The organism is Burkholderia sp. AU19243 (assembly GCF_018148075.1).
In the GTDB taxonomy this organism is placed as follows: domain Bacteria; phylum Pseudomonadota; class Gammaproteobacteria; order Burkholderiales; family Burkholderiaceae; genus Burkholderia; species Burkholderia latens_A.
In genome coordinates, this window is the sequence record NZ_JAGSTV010000013.1 from 143090 (window position 1) to 161060 (window position 17971).

Genomic DNA, 17971 nt, shown 5'->3' on the forward strand with positions numbered 1-17971 from the left:
ACGGATCGTACTTTTCCAGATGCCGCGCGTAACGAATCGCGTGCCTCAGGTGCGTCGCGTCCTCCGTCGACGCATCTTTTGCCGCCGGCGTGCTGGCGGCGTTTCTTCTCTTGTACCCCTGCAGTTTCGCGAAACGACTTGTCCGACCGGACAGGGCGCTGCATGCGATGTTGCCGCGCGGATTCGTTCTAGTTCAAAACAGTCGTTCAAACAAATGAGACGTGTACTAAAAGGATAATGCACGACTGATTTTTACAATGTCGTTTGGCATGATCGGGAAACCTCCAATCCCGAATGATTCCACCGTGACGTCCGGCCTCCCAGTGAAATTGCCACGTATCGGCAGTCAGGGCGCCGTCACGCCGAGCCATGCCATACAGCACGCTTCAGTCCATCCGCCGCTACCAGAGCATTTCGATGTTCGGTGGCGGCATCGTCGTCACGATCCTGATCCTGATCGCCTGCGGGCTCGGGATCACGTCGATCGTATACGGCTATCTGGACGGCGAGCGGCGCAACTTCCTGAATGGTGTCGAGGAAACGGTCGACCAACTGCAGGTCGCCGAAACATCTTTCCGCAACGGCGTCACGAACACGCAACTGATCTGGCGCGAGACGGGCGCCGCGTCCGGCGACGTCGTCAACGAGTTCTTCGCGAACGGCCAGCAGCTTGCGATTACGCCGTATCCGTCGCTGGTGGTCGGCGTGCCGGCGCAAACCGCGCAGCGCGACGAGGTCGCGCGCTATCTCGAGCTTTCTTTCCGGCTGTCGCGTATCTGCGCAGCGAGTTCGATCAATCGCGGTCGCACGCTCGAGGGCTATCACTACAGCACGCGCACGGGAATGTTCGGCCTGGTGCCGCATCTGGGGCGCAACAACCCGGCGCTTGCGTCCGCCGACACGCGCGCGCAGGTTCTCGCGGCGCTGCACATCGATTTCGACGGCGCGGCTCCGGCCGCGGATGATGGGCGGCCGCACGTCCGCTGGCTGCCGCCGTACCTCAATCCCGTCACCGGAGAGGCTCGCATCCGGATTGCCGCGCAGGCGCGCGCCGACGGCCAGCCATTCGCAGTGCTGGTCACCGAATACGCGCCGGACTACCTGCTGTCGTGGCTGCCCGGACGCGTCACGGCCGGCGTGTTCTTCGTCACGTCGGCCGACAACCGCGTGATCGCGATCGATCCCGGAGTCGAGCACACCAATGCGCTGACCGAGCGCCTGTTGAAACTCGACGTCACACACGGCATCCCCGCGTCCGGCGAGCCGCGGCTTCGCGACGGCGCGATCGTGTTCAACGGCAAGCTCGCCAACACTGGCTGGACAATCGCGTATGTGCTGTCGTTGGCCGACGTCGCGGCCGGCATCGGCGTGCAGGTCGGTGCGCTCGCGGGTTCGACGCTCGTTGCGATCGCCGTGATGTGGTTGCTGCTCGTGCGATTCCACCGGCGCGTGCTGGTGCCGGTCTACGCGCGCTCCGCGCGCGTGTTCGACAGCGAGGCGCTGTGCCGGAGCGTGATCGCGATGGCCCCGGTCGGTATCGAACTCGTGTCGCTGTCCGACCGTCGCGTGATGCTTGCGAGCGACGTGCTCACGCAGATGCTGCAGCCGCACGGCGGCGACCACGATGCATTGACCGCGCAGGTGCTCGACCGGTACGACGCGTTCGTCGCCAGCGGCGGCGCCGGCCGCACGATGATGACCGAGCTGACACTCGACGAACACGGCGCGTCGCCGCTGCATCTCGAGATCATCGCGCATGGTGCGCGTTACCAGGGCGAGGACGTGCTAATCGCAATCCTGGCCGATACGACCGCGCAGCGCCGGCTCGTGCATCAGCTCGAGGAGGCGGTGCGCGCGGCCGATTCGGCGAATGCGGCGAAGTCGTCGTTTCTCGCGGCGACGAGCCATGAGATCCGCACGCCGCTGAACGTGATCCTCGGTAATCTCGAGCTGCTCGAACGCACGGCGCTCGATGCATCGCAGCAGAGCCGCGTGCAAACACTGCGTGCGTCGGCCGAAGGGCTGCTCGCGATCGTCAGCGACATCCTCGATTTCTCGAAGATCGAAGCCGGTGCAATGTCGGTGGAGTCGATCGAGTTCGACGTGATCACCGTGATCGAGCGTGAGCTCGCGGCATTCGCGCCCGTCGCGAAGTCGAAAGGGCTGCCGCTGTTCGCCGATATCGACGCGAGCGGCGCACAGCGGATGCGGGGCGATCCCACGCGCCTCGCGCAGGTGGTCGGCAACCTGCTGAGCAATGCGATCAAGTTCACGAGCGCGGGGCGCATCGTCGTGCGCGTGGCGGTCGGGAGCGACGCGCACGGTGCGGCGGAGCTCGCGATCGGCGTTCAGGATACGGGCATCGGCATCGATCGTGCGCAACAGGCAAGGCTGTTCAAGCCGTTTTCGCAGGTCGATGCGTCGATCACGCGGCGCTACGGCGGCACGGGCCTGGGGCTTGCGCTCTGCGATCGGCTGATTGCGGCGATGGGCGGAACGATCACGGTGGACAGTGCGCCCGGCAGTGGCAGCCTGTTCACGGTGCGCCTGCCGCTGCGCATGGCGATCGTGCCGAAAGCCACCGCCGATGCGGGTGCTTGCGCCGGCCGGACGCTGATCGTCGTGTCCTCCGAGGACGCGTGGCGCGCGTTCGCGTTTCCGCATCTGCGTGCGTGGGGTTTCGACGTTGCGATGCATCCGAGTCCGATCGGGATTGCCGCCGGGTGCCTCGCGCGTGCGCATGCGATCGTGCTCTTTGGCGATTCCGACCATTGGCGGCGCGAGGAGCTCGACAGCCTCGGCGGTGGCACGCCGATCGTACTGGCGACGCCGGACGGCCCGCTGCAGCCGAACGTTGCGGGCCGCACGATTCGCGTGTCGAGTTATTCGTTGAACGGATTGCGCGCGGCGATCGAGCAAGCGCGCGTTGCGACGGCAGAACCGCGGCGCGTGGCCGATGCCGCTGCACCGGCAACGCCGGCTTCAGGTACGCGGGTGCCGCGCGTACTGGTCGCCGACGACGCGTCCGTCAACGGTTCGATCTTCCGCGAGCAACTGGACGTGCTCGGCTGTGTGGTGCGGTGTGTGTCGTCCGGCGGCGCGGCGCTCGACACGCTCGCCGGCGGGGCATGGGACGTGCTGCTGCTCGGAGCCGACCTGCACGACATGTCGGCGCGCGAACTGGCGGAAGCCGTCCACGCACGTGCGCTGCCGTGCGACATGATCGTCGTCGCATCGCATCTTGCGCCCGACGACGTGCGGCATTACGCCGCATCGAACGTCGAGTGTGTGTTGACCAAGCCGGTGACGCTGGCCGATCTGCGCCGCGGCGTGGCGCGCGTCGCGCGACGGCGCGGAATCGCGTTTCCCGCAGGCGCGGCGGATGAACGGTCCGTGACGAGCGTCATGGCGGCCGCGGCGACACACTGGCCGGGACGATAAGAAAAAGCGGCGTGAGGGTGGCATAGATCGCCTGCGTCAGAACGGGGAAGGCAGACACGCCGCATCGCTTCGGTGCCGCGTGATTTCGACTGAAGAAGGAAGGGTAAGACCGTGCGCTATACGGGAAAGGTGTTCGGGCTGCTGCTTGGATTTGCGACGTTGCCGGAGAAGTCCAGACGGGATTTCCTCACGAAGCTGAACGAATTCATGATGATGTCGCCATCGCAGAAGCGGCGGGTCATTACCGAGTGGCAGCACGCTTTGGATGACGGATCGGGCGAACCCGGCAAATCCGAAGTCAAGCGTTAGTCAGCGGCTCGGGGCAGCACCTTGCGGAACGCGATGGATCGGCAGCGCTGGGGCACTGCCGATCGGTTACTCGCGGGCGCTGGTCAGTGCAAATGCCGCGACTGCCGTACGGGGCGCGTTGTCCGACGAGCGAGGTTGCATCGGAGCGGTGTGGGCGCAGGCGGCCATGCCCCATCGTGCCGGCGCAGCACAGAACCCGTCTATTATCTTAAAATTGCGCTGCGCGCCGCCCGGTTTGCCGAATGTCGCAAAGCAATCGTGCTGCGGGATGGGTGCGAATCACGGCGCGTCGCACAACAACGCACGTCAGGCCGCGTGTATCGGGAGAAGAACAGAGATGGATGAATTTTTTGTGCGAGTGATGGTTGCGGACGATCATCCTTCGTCCGCGCTCGGGATGTCGCAGGCACTCGCGGGCAGTAGCACGATCAAGCTACTGGGCACCGTCTCCAATTCGACCGATCTGGTGGCGATGCTCGACGAGCAGCAGAGCGATGTGCTCGTCGTCGATTACGTGATGCCCGGCGGCAAGTATGGCGACGGCCTGTCGCTGCTGTCCTTTCTTCAGCGTCGCTACCCGGCGCTGCGCCTCGTGACGATCACGATGATCGACAACCCGAGCGTATTGCTCGCGATTCAGAAGCAGGGCGTCGGATGCATCCTTAGCAAGTCGGACGCCATTTCGCATCTGGTCGGCGCGGTTCATGCGGCGTTCGTCGGAGCGAATTATCTGTCTCCGTTCGTCAAGAAACTGCTGGAGGAGTGCCAGCCGTCCGCGGGTGTCCGCACGCTGACCGCGCGCGAAATCGAAGTCGTGCGGCTGTACGGGGCCGGCCTGACGGTCGGTCAGATCGCCGTCCAGCTACATCGCAGCAAGCAGACGATCAGTTCGCAGAAATCCAGCGCGATGAAGAAGCTCGGTATCGTCCGCGATGCCGATCTGATTCGCTACGCGGGCGAGGGCCAGCTGCCCGACTTGCCCGTGGGCGATGTATAGACGATCACGGACCGACAGTGCCGGCGACCGGTGCAGTGGATGATGCGTTGCCGGCGCGGATACGACTTCGACGACGCGCATGCCCACTAAACTGAAAACGCTGATCGCGCATGCCGCGGCTGGCGGCCGCAAACCGTTCGAACCCGGGCGCGTGCGTCGCCAGCAGCAGTGGCTGCTGTATGGAAGCGGTGTGGCGATCACGGTCTTCGTGCTGGTCTGCACGGCGCTCGTTGCGCGGCTCGACCTTCAGGAAACGGTCGTGCAGTTCCGATCGGAGTTCCTGGTCCGCAAGGCCGACCTGCTGGCGGAAATGGAAGTGGTCAGGGCGCTCCAGAACCGCTACGTCGAAAACCTCGAGATGATAGCGAGCCATGGCCCGGCCGCGCCGCCAGAGGCCTTCTCGCGTTTCGTCGACGATCGCGGCAGGCTGACTGGCGTCGGCCATGCCGGGCGCGTGGTGTTCGCTGCGTTCGCGGTTCCTTCATCGTCGCAACCCACGCGTCGCTACGCGTCCTTGCTCGCCAAGCTACTGGCTCAAAGTGAGGTCACAGGCATCATGCCGCCACAGCAGCCTGGCGATCCGGGTATGGGCGGCTATCTGATCGACCCGGACGGCAATTTCGTCATCGTGACCGGCTATCCGCTGGTCAAGCAGGCACTGGTGTTGCCGCCGGGCTTCGACATTAAGGCGTTGGTGCGGCAATTGCAACCGGCGCGCGAATTCGTGTCGGCGGCTGCCGCGCCGGATTACCGGAAGATTCTGCTCGAGCGGCGCGACGACCCGCTGCTCGGGCGCTCGGTGTTGCGGTTCGTGCAGGCCGTGCGCGACGCGCAGGGCAAACCGATCGCATGGTTCGTCGTCGTCCCGCGGGTGGCGATCGACGATTTGCTCCGTTCACCATCCCCGGGCATGGATTACGCGCTAGTCAGCCCGACCGCACAGGTTTTGACCGGCCGCGAAGCCGATTCTGCGCTGACCGCCCGCGCACTCGATTTTGCGCATGTCGCACGCGGCGAGCGAGCTGTGGCCCATCGCGTCGGCACGAGTATCGTGATCGGAGACCCGATGCCCGGGTTCCGCGAGGTGCTGACCGCGACGATGTCGTGGCGCAGCCTGTTCGCCGATATGGCCGCGCCACTGGGCACGGCAGTCGGGCTCGCGCTGCTCGCGATCGGAACGGTGTGGTTTGCGATCGTCATGTTCGACTGGCGCGCATTGCGTCCGGCCAACCGTCGCGCGATTCGGTTGATCGAAAGCGAAGCGCTGAACCGTGCGCTGATTCGCACGGCGCCGGCCGGGCTCATGCTGCTGTCGCTCGCTAACGGCGACACGCTGGTGCGCAACGACGCTGCGCGCAGATTGGGCGACGCCGGTGCGGTTGCGGCGCTCGGCAAGCGCATCTGGCAGGCCTATCACGCCCGGGTCTCGGGCAGGCGTGCGCCTCGCATCGTCACACACGAGTTGTCGATCGGGCTTGCCGACGGCAGTACGACCTATCTCGCTGCGCATATCGCCCGCAGCCGCTATCGCGGCGTCGATGTGCTGCTCTGTACGCTGACCGACATCACCGCGCGCAAGCAGATGGAGGACAAACTGCGCGAGGCCCGCGAAGCCGCCGAGGACGCGAACAAGGCGAAGTCGACGTTTCTGGCGACGATGAGTCACGAGATCCGCACGCCGCTGAATGCGATCGTCGGCAATCTCGAATTGATGGAGCGTGCGCCGCTGCCGCCGGACGAACGGCGGCGCCTCCACACGGTGATGTCGTCGTCGGATGCATTGCTGCGCGTGATCAACGACGTGCTCGACCTGTCGAAGGTCGAATCGAACCAGATGGTGCTCGAGGCGGTGCCGTTCGACCTGCGCGCGGTTGTGCGCGACGTCGCGGCGATTTTTCATCCGCTCGCCGCGGCCAGGCATCTCACGCTCGAATGCATGATCGATCCGCGGCTGGCAGACGCTTACGTTGGCGATCCGACCCGCCTGCGCCAGATTGTGTCGAATCTGGTTAGCAACGCAATCAAGTTTACCGAGCGCGGCAGCGTGACGATCGATGCCAGACCGATGAGCACTGCCGGTCAGGCGCATGGCGTCGAGATCGTGGTGCGCGACACCGGTATCGGCATTGCGCCGGAGGGGCTGCCGACGCTGTTCGACGTGTATGTCCAGACCGATGCGTCGATCTACCGGCGCTTTGGCGGCACCGGGCTCGGATTGCCGCTGTGCCGGCGCCTCGCGCGGCTGATGCAGGGCGATCTGGCAGTCGACACCGCGCCCGGCCGCGGCGCGGCGTTCATTGTGTCGCTGCCGCTTCCAGCCGCTTCGTCCGACGCATGTGTCGCGTTCGACGAAACGGAATCCGGGGTCGCGCCATTGCCGGCGCCCGCGCACGGCGATGCACCGCTGCGCGTGCTCGTTGCCGAGGACCATCCGGCAAGCCGTGCGCTGTTGCGCGATCAGCTCGATGCGCTGCATTGCGACGCCACGCTCGTCTCGAACGGTGTCGAAGCGATGCGCGCGTATTTCGCGCAGCCGTTCGACGTGGTGCTGACCGATCTCGGCATGCCCGAACTCGACGGTTTCGCGCTTGCGAATTTCCTGCGTGAGCAGGGCGCGACGGTGCCGGTGATCGCGATGACCGCGCATGCGACCGAAGAAGACCGGCGGCGTTGCGCGCAGGTCGGCGCGGCGGAGGTCGTACTCAAGCCGCTGTCGATCGATGCGCTCGACGCGGTGTTGCGGCGGCATGCGGGGCGCGGTGCGGCAATGCAGCCGGCGCGTCGCCAATCGATCGCGGTGACGGACGAGATGCGTCAGAAGTTGCACGCTGCAACGCTGCGGTCGCTGCCGATCATCGAAGCGGCGCTGGCGGCCGGCGACCTTCAGACGATCCGGCAGGAATTGCACTCGATGCGGGGCGGCTTCGCGCTCGTTGGCGACGCGGACACCTCAGCCGCATGTGCGCAAATGGAGCGGATAGAAAAAGAAGCCGATATCGCAGAGCTGCGCATTCGCTGGCCTGCCTTTCAGGACGAGATTCGGCGCGCGCTCGCGCGGTTGTGCGACACCGTTTGTCCGCACACCGGGCGCGCATCATAAGTACCGCGCGGCAATGCCTCCAAATGTCTTCTCGCGAGCACCTTCGGCGAGGCGGCTTTCCCTCGTTCCGTCATTGCGACGATCGCCATTCGATCGGCCGTATTTCGTCGTCTGTCCAAAGTGAACTCCCGACGTAATCCGGAGCGTCCGATGCGAACAGGCGCTGCTTTGTCGCGTTAATCCTGGATTCGGACTTCATTCCCCAATCGTCGAGTGACGACGCCAAATTTAGAAAAATTTTCACGATTGCGTAGATTAATATTCGCGCATTAAAAATCGAAGTGTAACCGCATCGGTCGTCAGGAAACACGCCAGTGGGAGTGGATGGATGCGACACATGCAGATGGTCGGCTGTCGCCGGGCGCGTGAGATTTTCACGTTTTAGTACTCGTCCTAATGTTTGGCAAGTCCGTTTGGAACTCGTTCCAATGCGGACATTCGGGCCCCTCAGTAGAATTCAGTTGTCGCCTGTAGTTGTCTAGCTTTGCAAAAAACGGGCGGCAATGCGGATTCGGGTGGTGGCGTCCTTGCCTTACGAGCCCTGAGTAACATTCGGATACTTGAACAGGTATCTTGCATCAGGGCGACGCGAATGCATGGGTGGCCTCCGTTTCGATTCGTCGGATATTTCAGCGTGATTCCGTGTAATTCGTGGAAGTCGTAGTTTCTGGTTCCCATGAATTCCTCTGGTTATGTCATTTTTCCTCTATCCGGAGGCAGGGCTGATTTTATCCGGGATGTTTGTTTTGGTGGTGCGGTGGAATGTCCTGATTGAGTGATACCGCTTCTAATTAATTGTTAATTTGTGGATTAACCTGACAATGAAAAAACTCGCGATGATGATGTCGGCCGCAGGTCTCGCCTTCGTGGCCATGAACGCGGCTCATGCTTCGGACGGCACGATCAACTTCACCGGCTCCGTGGTCGCATCGACCTGCAAGATCAACGGCGGGACGAACGATCTGACGGTCCCGCTGCCGAAGACGGCGACCAACCAGCTCGCGGCCGCGGGTGCCACCGCAGGCCGTACGCCGTTCAAGCTTTCGCTGTCGGGCTGCACGACCGACAAGACGGAGAGTGGCAAGACCATCCCCGCGCCGGTGAAGAAGGTTTCGGTGGCGTTCGAACCGGGGCCGAACGTGAACCTCGGCACGGGCCGCCTGAAGCTCACCGGCACCGATGCAGCGAAGAACGTCGAAATCGCGATCCTGAACGACAAGTACGAGCCGATCAAGATCGGTGCGGAAAGCTCGGCTCAAGGTGCGCAGGTCGTCGACATCGACACCGCCGTAGGCGGCACCGGCACGGCGACGCTTCAGTTCGCGGCTCAGTACGTCGCGACGAGCGATGAGGTGTCGGGCGGTTCCGCGAACTCGTTCGTCACGTACTCGCTGGTCTATCCGTAAGCAGTCGATCGTGACGGAACGCGCCGGCCGCCGGTAGGCGGCCGGTGAGTGGAAAGGCCGACGTATCAATGTTCGTCGGCCAATTCGAATTACTAATCAAGGAGCTCTATCGAAAATGATCACGAATCGTCCCTACGCAATCCTGCTGGTTTTGATGTCCATGCTGTTCTGCATGAACGCGCAAGCGAGCGTCACGCTGTCCGGCACGCGGGTCATTTTTGATGGCGGCGAAAAGGAAGTCACGCTCCAGCTCACGAACGACGGGAAGTTGCCGGCGCTTGTGCAGGCATGGCTTGACACAGGCGATGAGCGTGCAGCACCGGACACGATCGACGTGCCGTTCGTGATCACGCCGGCGGTCTTCCGCATCGAGCCGGGCAAGGGCCAGACGCTGCGGATTATCCATTCCGGCGAGGCGCTGCCGGCGGACAAGGAATCGCTGTTCTGGCTGAACGTGCTCGACGTGCCGCCGAAGGCATCGGCGGGCGACGACGTGAACCGCCTGCAGTTCGCGTTTCGCACGCGAGTCAAGTTGATGTACCGGCCCGCGAAGTTGCCGGGCAACGCGGTCGATGCGCCCGCCCGACTGAAGTGGAGTGTCGGCACCGACGACACGCACCGTCCGGTGCTGAAGGCGACCAATCCGAGCGCCTACGTCGTGAATCTGGCCGGTATCGAATTGAGGGCCGGCGGCAAATCTTTCGAAGTGGCGCTTGGCCATGTGCTTCCGGGCGAAACCGCTTCATTTCCGATCAAGAGCGCGGACGGAGCGAACTTCGCCGGCGCAAAGGTGTTGTACAGCAGTGTCGACGACTGGGGCGCCAATCACGGTCACGAGGCGACGGTCGGCCAATAAAACTATTTCAGCGCACGGATCGGCTTCACTCAGGCAGCGATCAATGGATTTCACGCAGTGACATCCACAAAACTACGGGAACCTTTCAACGATGGAAAAGCGAAACACAGGTGGGCTGGTGGACAGCATGCCCAAGCTGAAGCCCATTTGCGCGTTGCTTTTCACGATCATAGCCGGATGGCAGGAGGCCGCGCGGGCGACAGAAAACACCGACATGGCGGCGATACAGGTGGCGGATGCAGGGACGATGCAGATCGCGCAGACGGAGTTCGCTCAGGTCGAGTTCGAAGGCGGCTTCCTGAACCACGGCGGCGGCGCGATCGACGTCACTCGCTATCAACGCGGCAACGTGGTCCGTGCCGGCATGTACAGCCCGGATATCTACGTGGACGGCAACTGGGTCGGGCGCGCCGAGGTGCAATTCAAGTCCGCGCCCGACACGCCGGATGCGCAGCCGTACTTTGACAAGGCGCTGCTCGACCGGATCGGCGTCGATCTGAAACGTCTGCCGAAGGACGTGCGCGAGACGCTCGACCAGGAAGGTGCGAGCTTGCGTATCGGTCAGGCGATTCCGGAAGCGTCCGTCAGCTTCGACTTCAACGACCTTCGGCTCGACCTGAGCATTCCGCAGGTGTCGCTGTTGCGCAAGGCCCGTGGCTACGTGAGCCCGGACCAATGGACCGAAGGCGTGCCGGTGGCGATGCTTGGCTATAACGCGAACGTGTACCACTCGCGTGTCAGCGGCGCGAAGGGCAGCACGCAAGGCTACGTCGGCGTCGACGGCGGGTTCAATTACGGGCGCTGGCACTTCCGCCACAACGGCTCGCTCAACTGGGACGACCGCGGCCGCCGCAAGTACGAAAACGCGGCGACTTATTTGCAGCGCGATCTGTCGGCGTGGTCGTCGCAGCTCGTGGTGGGCGATACGTATACCACCGGCGATCTGTTCGATTCGACGTCGTTCCGCGGCGTGCGCGTGTATTCGGACGACCGCATGCTGCCGGAATCGCAGCGTGGGTATGCGCCGGTCGTGCGCGGCGTCGCGAACACCAACGCGAAGGTGACGGTGTCGCAGAACGGCGTGAAGCTATACGAAACGACGGTCGCGCCCGGCGGCTTCGTGATCGACGACCTCTACCCGACCGGGTACGGCGGCGATCTGCGCGTGGTCGTCACCGAAGCAGACGGGTCCGTGCACTCGTTCTCGGTGCCGTACGCGGCCATTCCGATGTCGTTGCGACCCGGGCAGCATCGCTACAGTTTCACGGCAGGCGCCGTGCGTAACCTGCCGAATACGACGCCGGTGTTTACGCAGGCGACCTGGCAGCGCGGGCTGACGAACGCGCTGACCGGCTACGGCGGCGCGACGATCGCGCAAGGCTATCTGTCGGCGATGGCCGGCGCGGTGCTGAACACGTCGTGGGGTGCGTTCGGCGTCGACGTGACCCATGCGACGACGAAGATCCCGAACGAGCGGACCCATTCGGGGCAGAGTTTTCGCATCAGCTACGCGAAGACGGTGGCCGCGACCGGCACGAACGTCGCGATCGCCGCGTACCGCTATTCGACGAACGGCTTCTTCGGGTTGAACGATGCGATGGCAGCGCGCGATCAGGCGAAGGTCAACGTGTCGTCGACCGCGATCTACCGGCAGCGCAACCGTGCGTCGCTGACGATGAGCCAGCAACTCGGCGAAAAAGGCGGCAGCCTCAACCTCACCGCGTCGACGGCAACGTACTGGAACCGCAAGGGATCGGATACCGATTTCACGGTCGGCTACAGCAATTCGTTTCGCAACGTGTCGTACAACGTGTCGGCGACGCGCCAGCGCGATGCGTGGGGCAGGGCGAGCACGCTCGTCTATGCCGGATTGTCGATTCCTCTCGGCCGCACGCGGCCGGCGACGCTGTCGACCAACTTCAACCACGATTCGCGCGGGTCGACGCAGGTGCAGACGAGCTTGAGCGGCTCGCTCGGTGTAGACAGCAACGTGTCGTATGGCGTCAACGTCAACCACAGTGCCGCGTCGGACAACTCGCAGACGAGCGGCGGGGCGAACATCATGTACCGCGGCGCGCGGGCGGAGCTCAATGGCAGCGTCGGCGCGAGTGCGGACTATCAGCAGTTCTCGGTCGGTGCGCGTGGCGCGCTGGTTGCACATCGCGGCGGCATCACGCTGTCGCAGCCGTTGTCCGAAACCTTCGCGATCGTGGAGGCGAAGCATGCGGAAGGCGCGCGTGTCACGAATGCGTCCGGTGTGCGGGTTGACGGGCGCGGCTACGCGATCGTTCCGTACATGACGCCGTTCGCGATGAACGACGTCTCGCTCGATCCGAAGGGATTGTCGACCGACGTCGAACTGAAGGAAACGAGCCAGCGTGTCGCGCCGTTGGCGGGCGCCGTGCCGCTGCTGGTATTCAAGACCGACTACGGCCGCTCGGCGGTGATTCGTGCGCGGCAGGAGGATGGCGCGCCGGTGCCGTTCGGGGCAATCGTTACGGATGGGTCCGGCAAGGACGTCGGCGTGATCGGGCAGGGCGGCAAGCTGTTGGCGCGTGGCCTCGAGGACCGCGGCGAGCTGAAGGTGCAGTGGGAAAAGGACGACGGTACGGCGGTCTGCAAGCTGTCGTATTCGCTGCCGGTGCGCAAGCGCGCGAGTGGGTATCAGCCGTTGCACAGCTTCGAATTGCCTTGTGTCGCGGGTGGCGTTGTGGCGCCTGCGCCGGCTGCATCGCAGCGGCATGCGCCGGCGGCGGGGTAATGCGTGGACGTACGTGCGGGCAACGGTGCGAACGTGACGCTAGGTCTCGACAAGACAGAAAGACGGTGTAGTTCGCGGAAGCGCCTGCTCCAGAGCGCCGGCCTCGGAAGCGAACGGAACAGTGAGGAATGTGTGATGAGAAACATAAGCAGATCGACGATACGCGCTGGCACGCGTTGGGTCATCGTTGCCATATGCGGATTGAGCAGCGCGTCGGCATTGGCGCGTTGCTACATCGACGACTCGACGTCGCACTCGGTAACGGACACGCTGACGTTCAGCGACGTCACCTACGTTCGCGATGCGGTAATCGGCACGAAGAAGACCCAATATTCAAGAGCCACGGAAGGTAAGCTGCGGTGCGATTACTCGCCTTACGAGACCACGTCGACGGCGACGGTCGTGAACGGCGAACTGGTTCCGGGCTACACGAATGTCTATAAAACCGGCATAGACGGTATTGGCATCAAGTTCTTTGGCGTGGCCGTTGGCCATTCCAATACACGCGAAGCGCCGTTTGCGATGTCCGCACCATGGAGCTCGACCGCGTCAGACTGGTTCAATTCAGCGGCACAACTGATCGTAACCGGACCCGTTCGCGGCGGGACGACCAAGACGCTGCCGTCGATGCAAGTCACGTACAAGCAGGCACTGCACACAGCCCAAACCTATACGCTCTCCGTGAACAACTTCTCGATCGTCAGCAAGGCATGTCGGTTGACTGACTCGGCGATCGACGTGAAGCTGCCGCAGGTGCTTTACTCGAAAATGGAGGCGCCAGGATCGGTCGGCGGCGAGACCGCTTTCACGCTCAACTTGACAGATTGTCCGAGCGGTTTGTCGGTGTACTCGACACTGGCCGACGCAACTGACCCGACGAACCGGTCGACAACTCTGAAGCCGACCAGCGATTCGACCGCACGCGGCATCGCTTATCAAGTGTTGTATCGCGGTGCGCCGATTGCTTATGGGCCGGATTCGTCCGCGCAGGGGACGCAAAATCAGTTTTTTGTTGGAAAGCCCGCGGGACCGTCGCTCAGTATCCCGATGTCGGTGCGATACATCCGTACCGCCGATACCTTCTCGTCGGGGAGCGTAATCGGCCGCGTTATCGTGAATATGTCGTACCAGTAACGGAACCATCTGCTGTCAAACAGCATGCATCGGCCGGCGTTCGCCGTTCGGGCGCACGCAGAGCGCCGCACAGCGTCCCCGTCGGTTCTGACGTGGCCGGACGCGAGCGGCGCCTGTGCATCACATTCAGTTGCCGCCCGCATTATCCGTTGCGGAAGATCTCCGCATACGCGCTCAGCGCCGGCACGCCGCCGAGATGTGCGTACAGCACTTTCGAGCCCGGTTCGAATTCTCCGAGCCGCACCTTGTCGATCATCGCGTGCATCGATTTACCTTCGTAGACGGGATCGGTGAGCATGCCCTCCAGCCGCGCGCACAGCCGGATCGCCTCGAGCGTGCCGTCGCTGGGCAGACCGTATTCGGGGCCGCCGTAACGCGTGTCGAGCATGACGTCCCGATCGACGATATCGCGGCCAAGCCCGACCAGCTCGGCCGTATGTCGGGCGATGCGCGTGATCTGTTCGCGTGTCTGCTCCGGCTTCGCCGACGCATCGACGCCGATCACGCGATCCGCGCGACCGTCGGCGGCGAAGCCGACGACCATCCCCGCCTGCGTGCTGCCCGTCACCGAGCAGACCACGACGTAATCGAACTTGAAGCCGAGCTGCGCTTCCTGTTCACGCACTTCCTCCGCGAAGCCGACGAAGCCTAGCCCGCCGAGCGGATGCTCGGAACAGCCGGCCGGAATCGGATACGGCTTCCCGCCAGCCTGCCGCACGCTTTCCATCGCCTCTTCCCAACTGCGGCGAATGCCGATGTCGAAGCCGTCGGACACGAGTCGCACGTCGGCGCCCATCATCCGCGACAGCTGGATGTTGCCGACGCGATCGTACACGGGATCCTCGTAGTTGACCCAGTGCTCCTGCACGAGCACGCATTTCATCCCGAGATGCGCGGCGACGGCGGCGACCTGCCGGGTCTGGTTCGACTGCACGCCGCCGATCGACACGAGCGTATCGGCGCCTTTCTCCAGTGCATCGGGGATCAGGTATTCGAGCTTGCGCGTCTTGTTGCCGCCGAACGCGAGACCGCTGTTGCAGTCCTCACGCTTTGCATACAGCTCGACCTTGCCGCCAAGATGCGCGGTAAGGCGTTTGAGCGGCTGGATCGGCGTCGGACCGAAAGTCAGCGGATAACGGGGGAAGCGTTGCAGGTTCATCGGCAGGAGCTCCGGAAGGGACCAAGCTGGGAAGGGGATCGTTCGCGCTCGACCCGGCAGGCCGTGCGCCGATGAGCAAAATGATAGGCAGAAGCGCGGGAAATGAGCTTGCGAAATGCGTTCGATCGGCATACGTTATTTGCGATAGAACGGACAGTCGAACAATTTCGATTCGCACAGAGGAGTTTCAGTGCAATGAAATTAGGTCACGGCAGCACATCCCCGGCCGACGCCGCACCGGCGCTCGATCGCATCGACCGCGCGATCCTGCGGCAACTGCAGCAGGACGCGTCGATCTCGAACGTCAGCCTCGCGGCGAAGGTGAAGCTGAGCGCGCCGGCGTGCCTGCGCCGCGTCGAGCGGCTGAAGGAGACGGGATTGATCCGCGGCATCGTCGCGCTGCTCGAGCCGAAGCCGCTCGGTGCCGGGATGCTGGTCGTGATCGGCTTCGTGCTCGATCGTTCGACGCCGGAGGCGTTCGCCGAATTCGAGAAGGCCGCGCAGAAAGTGTCGGGATGCGTCGAATGTCACGTGGTGACCGGCGAATTCGATTACTTCATGCTGGTCCGTACGCGCGACAACGAGAGCTTCAACCGGCTGCACGCCGAACAGTTGCTGTACCTGCCCGGTGTGCGGCAGGTGCGTTCGTTCATGGTGCTCAAGGAAATACTGTCCACGCATGCGCTGCCGGTGTAGCGCATCCGTGACGGGGCGGCCCTGCATGCGGCGCGGGCAGCGAGCGCGACGCCACGCGATGGCTCGAGCGCGGTCGAAGCGAAGGGATCCCGCCGACGACCGCACGATGCTCCCGACAGGGACGGACCGCGCCGCAGGCCGCCGCACAGGACGTTCTGCATCGTCACGACGCCGCGCGACACGATCGCGTATGCTCGTTCCGTCACCGGCGGCGGCTGACGTTGCCGGATCAATCGTGTGACGACCAATCAACGAGCGAGGGCATCATGGCAAGACAGACGATGGCGGAATACCTGGCGAAGACGCTGGCGGCAGCGGGCATCGAACGCATCTGGGGCGTGACGGGCGACAGCCTGAACGGGTTGTCGTTCAGCCTGAGCCAGCTCGGCACGATCCGCTGGATGCATACGCGGCACGAGGAAAGCGCCGCGTTCGCGGCCGGCGCGGATGCTGCGTCGGCCGGCCGGCTCGCGGTGTGCGCGGGCAGCTGCGGGCCCGGCAACCTGCACCTGATCAACGGGCTGTATGACTGCCACCGCAATCACCAGCCGGTGCTCGCAATCGCCGCTCACATTCCGTCCACCGAGATCGGCCTCGGCTACTTCCAGGAAACCCATCCGCAGGAACTCTTCCGCGAATGCAGCCATTTCGCGGAACTCGTAACCAATGCGTCGCAATTCCCGCGCGTGCTCGCGCGCGCGATGCGTACCGCGATCGAAGAACGCGGGGTCGCGGTGATCGTGCTGCCGGGCGACATCGCGCTCGGCGACGGGCCGGAAGAAGCGCCTGCGTGGAGCGAGTCGGCGCCGCCGTCGATCGTGCCGGCGGACGCCGATCTCGACCGGCTCGCGGCGCTGCTCAACGGCTCGGACGCGGTCACGCTGCTGTGCGGCAGCGGCACGCAGGGCGCGCATGACGAAGTCGTCGCGCTGGCGGACACGCTCGGCGCACCGGTCGTGCATGCGTTGCGCGGCAAGCAGTTCGTCGAATGGGACAACCCGTTCGACGTCGGGATGACGGGGCTGATCGGCTTCAGCTCCGGCTATCACGCGATGGAGTCGTGCGACACGCTGTTAATGCTCGGCACGGATTTCCCGTACCGGCCGTTCTATCCGACCCACGCGAAGGTCGCGCAAATCGACTGGAAGGGCTCGCAGCTCGGGCATCGCGCGCCGCTTGCGCTGGGGCTCGTCGGCACCGTGAAGGAAACGATCGCGGCGCTGCTGCCGCGCCTCACGCGCAAGACGCAGCGGCGTTTCCTCGAGAACGCGCTGAAGCACTACGCGGCCGCGCGCAAGAGCCTCGACGATCTCGCGGTGGCCGAGCCGCCGGGCCGCGCGATCCATCCGCAGTACTTGACGAAGATCGTCGACGAAGTCGCAGCCGACGACGCGATCTTCACGGCCGACGTCGGCACGCCGACGCTGTGGGCTGCGCGCTATCTGACGATGAACGGCAAACGCCAGCTGCACGGCTCGTTCAATCACGGCTCGATGGCGAACGCGATGCCGCAGGCGCTCGGCGCGCAGGGCGCGCATCCGGGGCGGCAGGTCGTATCGCTGTCGGGCGACGGCGGACTGTCGATGTTGCTCGGCGACCTGCTCACCGCACGCCAGCTGAAGTTGCCGATCAAGATCGTCGTGTACAACAACAGCCTGCTCGGCTTCGTGTCGATGGAGCTGAAGGCGGCCGGCTATCTCGACACGAACGTCGATTTGAGCCCGACCGACTTCGCGGCGATCGCGAAAGGCGCGGGGATCTTCAGCGTGCGCGTCGAACATTCGGAGAACGTCGAGCATGCGCTGCGCACCGCGTTCGCGCACGACGGGCCGGCAGTCGTCGACGTCGTCACGTCGAAGTACGAACTCGCGATGCCGCCGAAGATCGAGCTCGCGCATGCGAAGGGCTTCAGCCTGTTCATGCTGCGCGCGATCCTGAGCGGGCGCGGCGACGAGATCGTCGAACTCGCTCGGACCAACTTGCGGTGACGTTGCCGGGCGGCGCGGCCGCTGGGCTCATGGCCGCAGTTTCGCCCGCCGCCCGGACATCCTGCACGCAACGCAATCCGTGACAATCTTCACGTCGCGTTAAGTTTGCATTTCCTAGAATCGA

11 protein-coding genes are annotated in these 17971 nt (G+C 64.1%); 10 read left to right on the forward strand and 1 reads right to left on the reverse strand.

Annotated features, from left to right (window positions below; all coding sequences use genetic code 11):
• The first annotated feature begins 369 nt into the window (after positions 1–369).
• From KDW55_RS22775 to KDW55_RS22810, 8 genes are all read left to right on the forward strand, one after another.
• Positions 370–3441 (forward strand): ATP-binding protein, encoded by a 3072-nt coding sequence (locus KDW55_RS22775; protein WP_212161097.1) that lies wholly within the window; start codon positions 370–372, stop codon positions 3439–3441.
• A gap of 111 nt (positions 3442–3552) precedes the next feature.
• A complete protein-coding gene (locus KDW55_RS22780) occupies positions 3553–3750 on the forward strand; it encodes a hypothetical protein (protein WP_212161096.1) in 198 nt (65 codons plus the stop codon).
• 337 nt (positions 3751–4087) lie between these two features.
• Positions 4088–4747, forward strand: a complete 660-nt coding sequence (locus tag KDW55_RS22785) for a response regulator (protein WP_212161149.1) — start codon at positions 4088–4090, stop codon at positions 4745–4747.
• Between the two features lie 79 nt (positions 4748–4826).
• A complete protein-coding gene (locus KDW55_RS22790) occupies positions 4827–7847 on the forward strand; it encodes a hybrid sensor histidine kinase/response regulator (protein ID WP_212161095.1) in 3021 nt (1006 codons plus the stop codon).
• Positions 7848–8668: 821 nt separating this feature from the next.
• A complete protein-coding gene (locus KDW55_RS22795) occupies positions 8669–9253 on the forward strand; it encodes a fimbrial protein (RefSeq protein WP_212198045.1) in 585 nt (194 codons plus the stop codon).
• Between the two features lie 115 nt (positions 9254–9368).
• Positions 9369–10109, forward strand: coding sequence for a fimbria/pilus periplasmic chaperone (locus KDW55_RS22800; RefSeq protein WP_212161093.1), 741 nt, complete (start codon positions 9369–9371; stop codon positions 10107–10109).
• Positions 10110–10200: 91 nt separating this feature from the next.
• Entirely contained in the window at positions 10201–12870 is a 2670-nt protein-coding gene (locus KDW55_RS22805; protein WP_212161091.1) for a fimbria/pilus outer membrane usher protein, read from the forward strand.
• A 135-nt stretch (positions 12871–13005) separates the two neighbouring features.
• A complete protein-coding gene (locus tag KDW55_RS22810; RefSeq protein ID WP_212161090.1) occupies positions 13006–14004 on the forward strand; it encodes a fimbrial protein in 999 nt (332 codons plus the stop codon).
• 142 nt (positions 14005–14146) lie between these two features.
• Here KDW55_RS22810 and KDW55_RS22815 read toward each other — a convergent pair whose 3' ends face one another.
• Positions 14147–15163: a 1-aminocyclopropane-1-carboxylate deaminase gene (locus KDW55_RS22815; protein ID WP_212161088.1), complete on the reverse strand. Its 1017-nt coding sequence runs from the start codon at positions 15161–15163 to the stop codon at positions 14147–14149.
• 195 nt (positions 15164–15358) lie between these two features.
• Between KDW55_RS22815 and KDW55_RS22820 the strand changes: the two genes are divergently transcribed.
• Together KDW55_RS22820 and poxB are read left to right on the forward strand one after the other, a co-directional pair.
• A complete protein-coding gene (locus KDW55_RS22820) occupies positions 15359–15859 on the forward strand; it encodes an Lrp/AsnC ligand binding domain-containing protein (RefSeq protein WP_212161087.1) in 501 nt (166 codons plus the stop codon).
• Between the two features lie 266 nt (positions 15860–16125).
• Positions 16126–17847: a ubiquinone-dependent pyruvate dehydrogenase gene (poxB, locus tag KDW55_RS22825; RefSeq protein WP_212161086.1), complete on the forward strand. Its 1722-nt coding sequence runs from the start codon at positions 16126–16128 to the stop codon at positions 17845–17847.
• Positions 17848–17971: the final 124 nt, after the last annotated feature.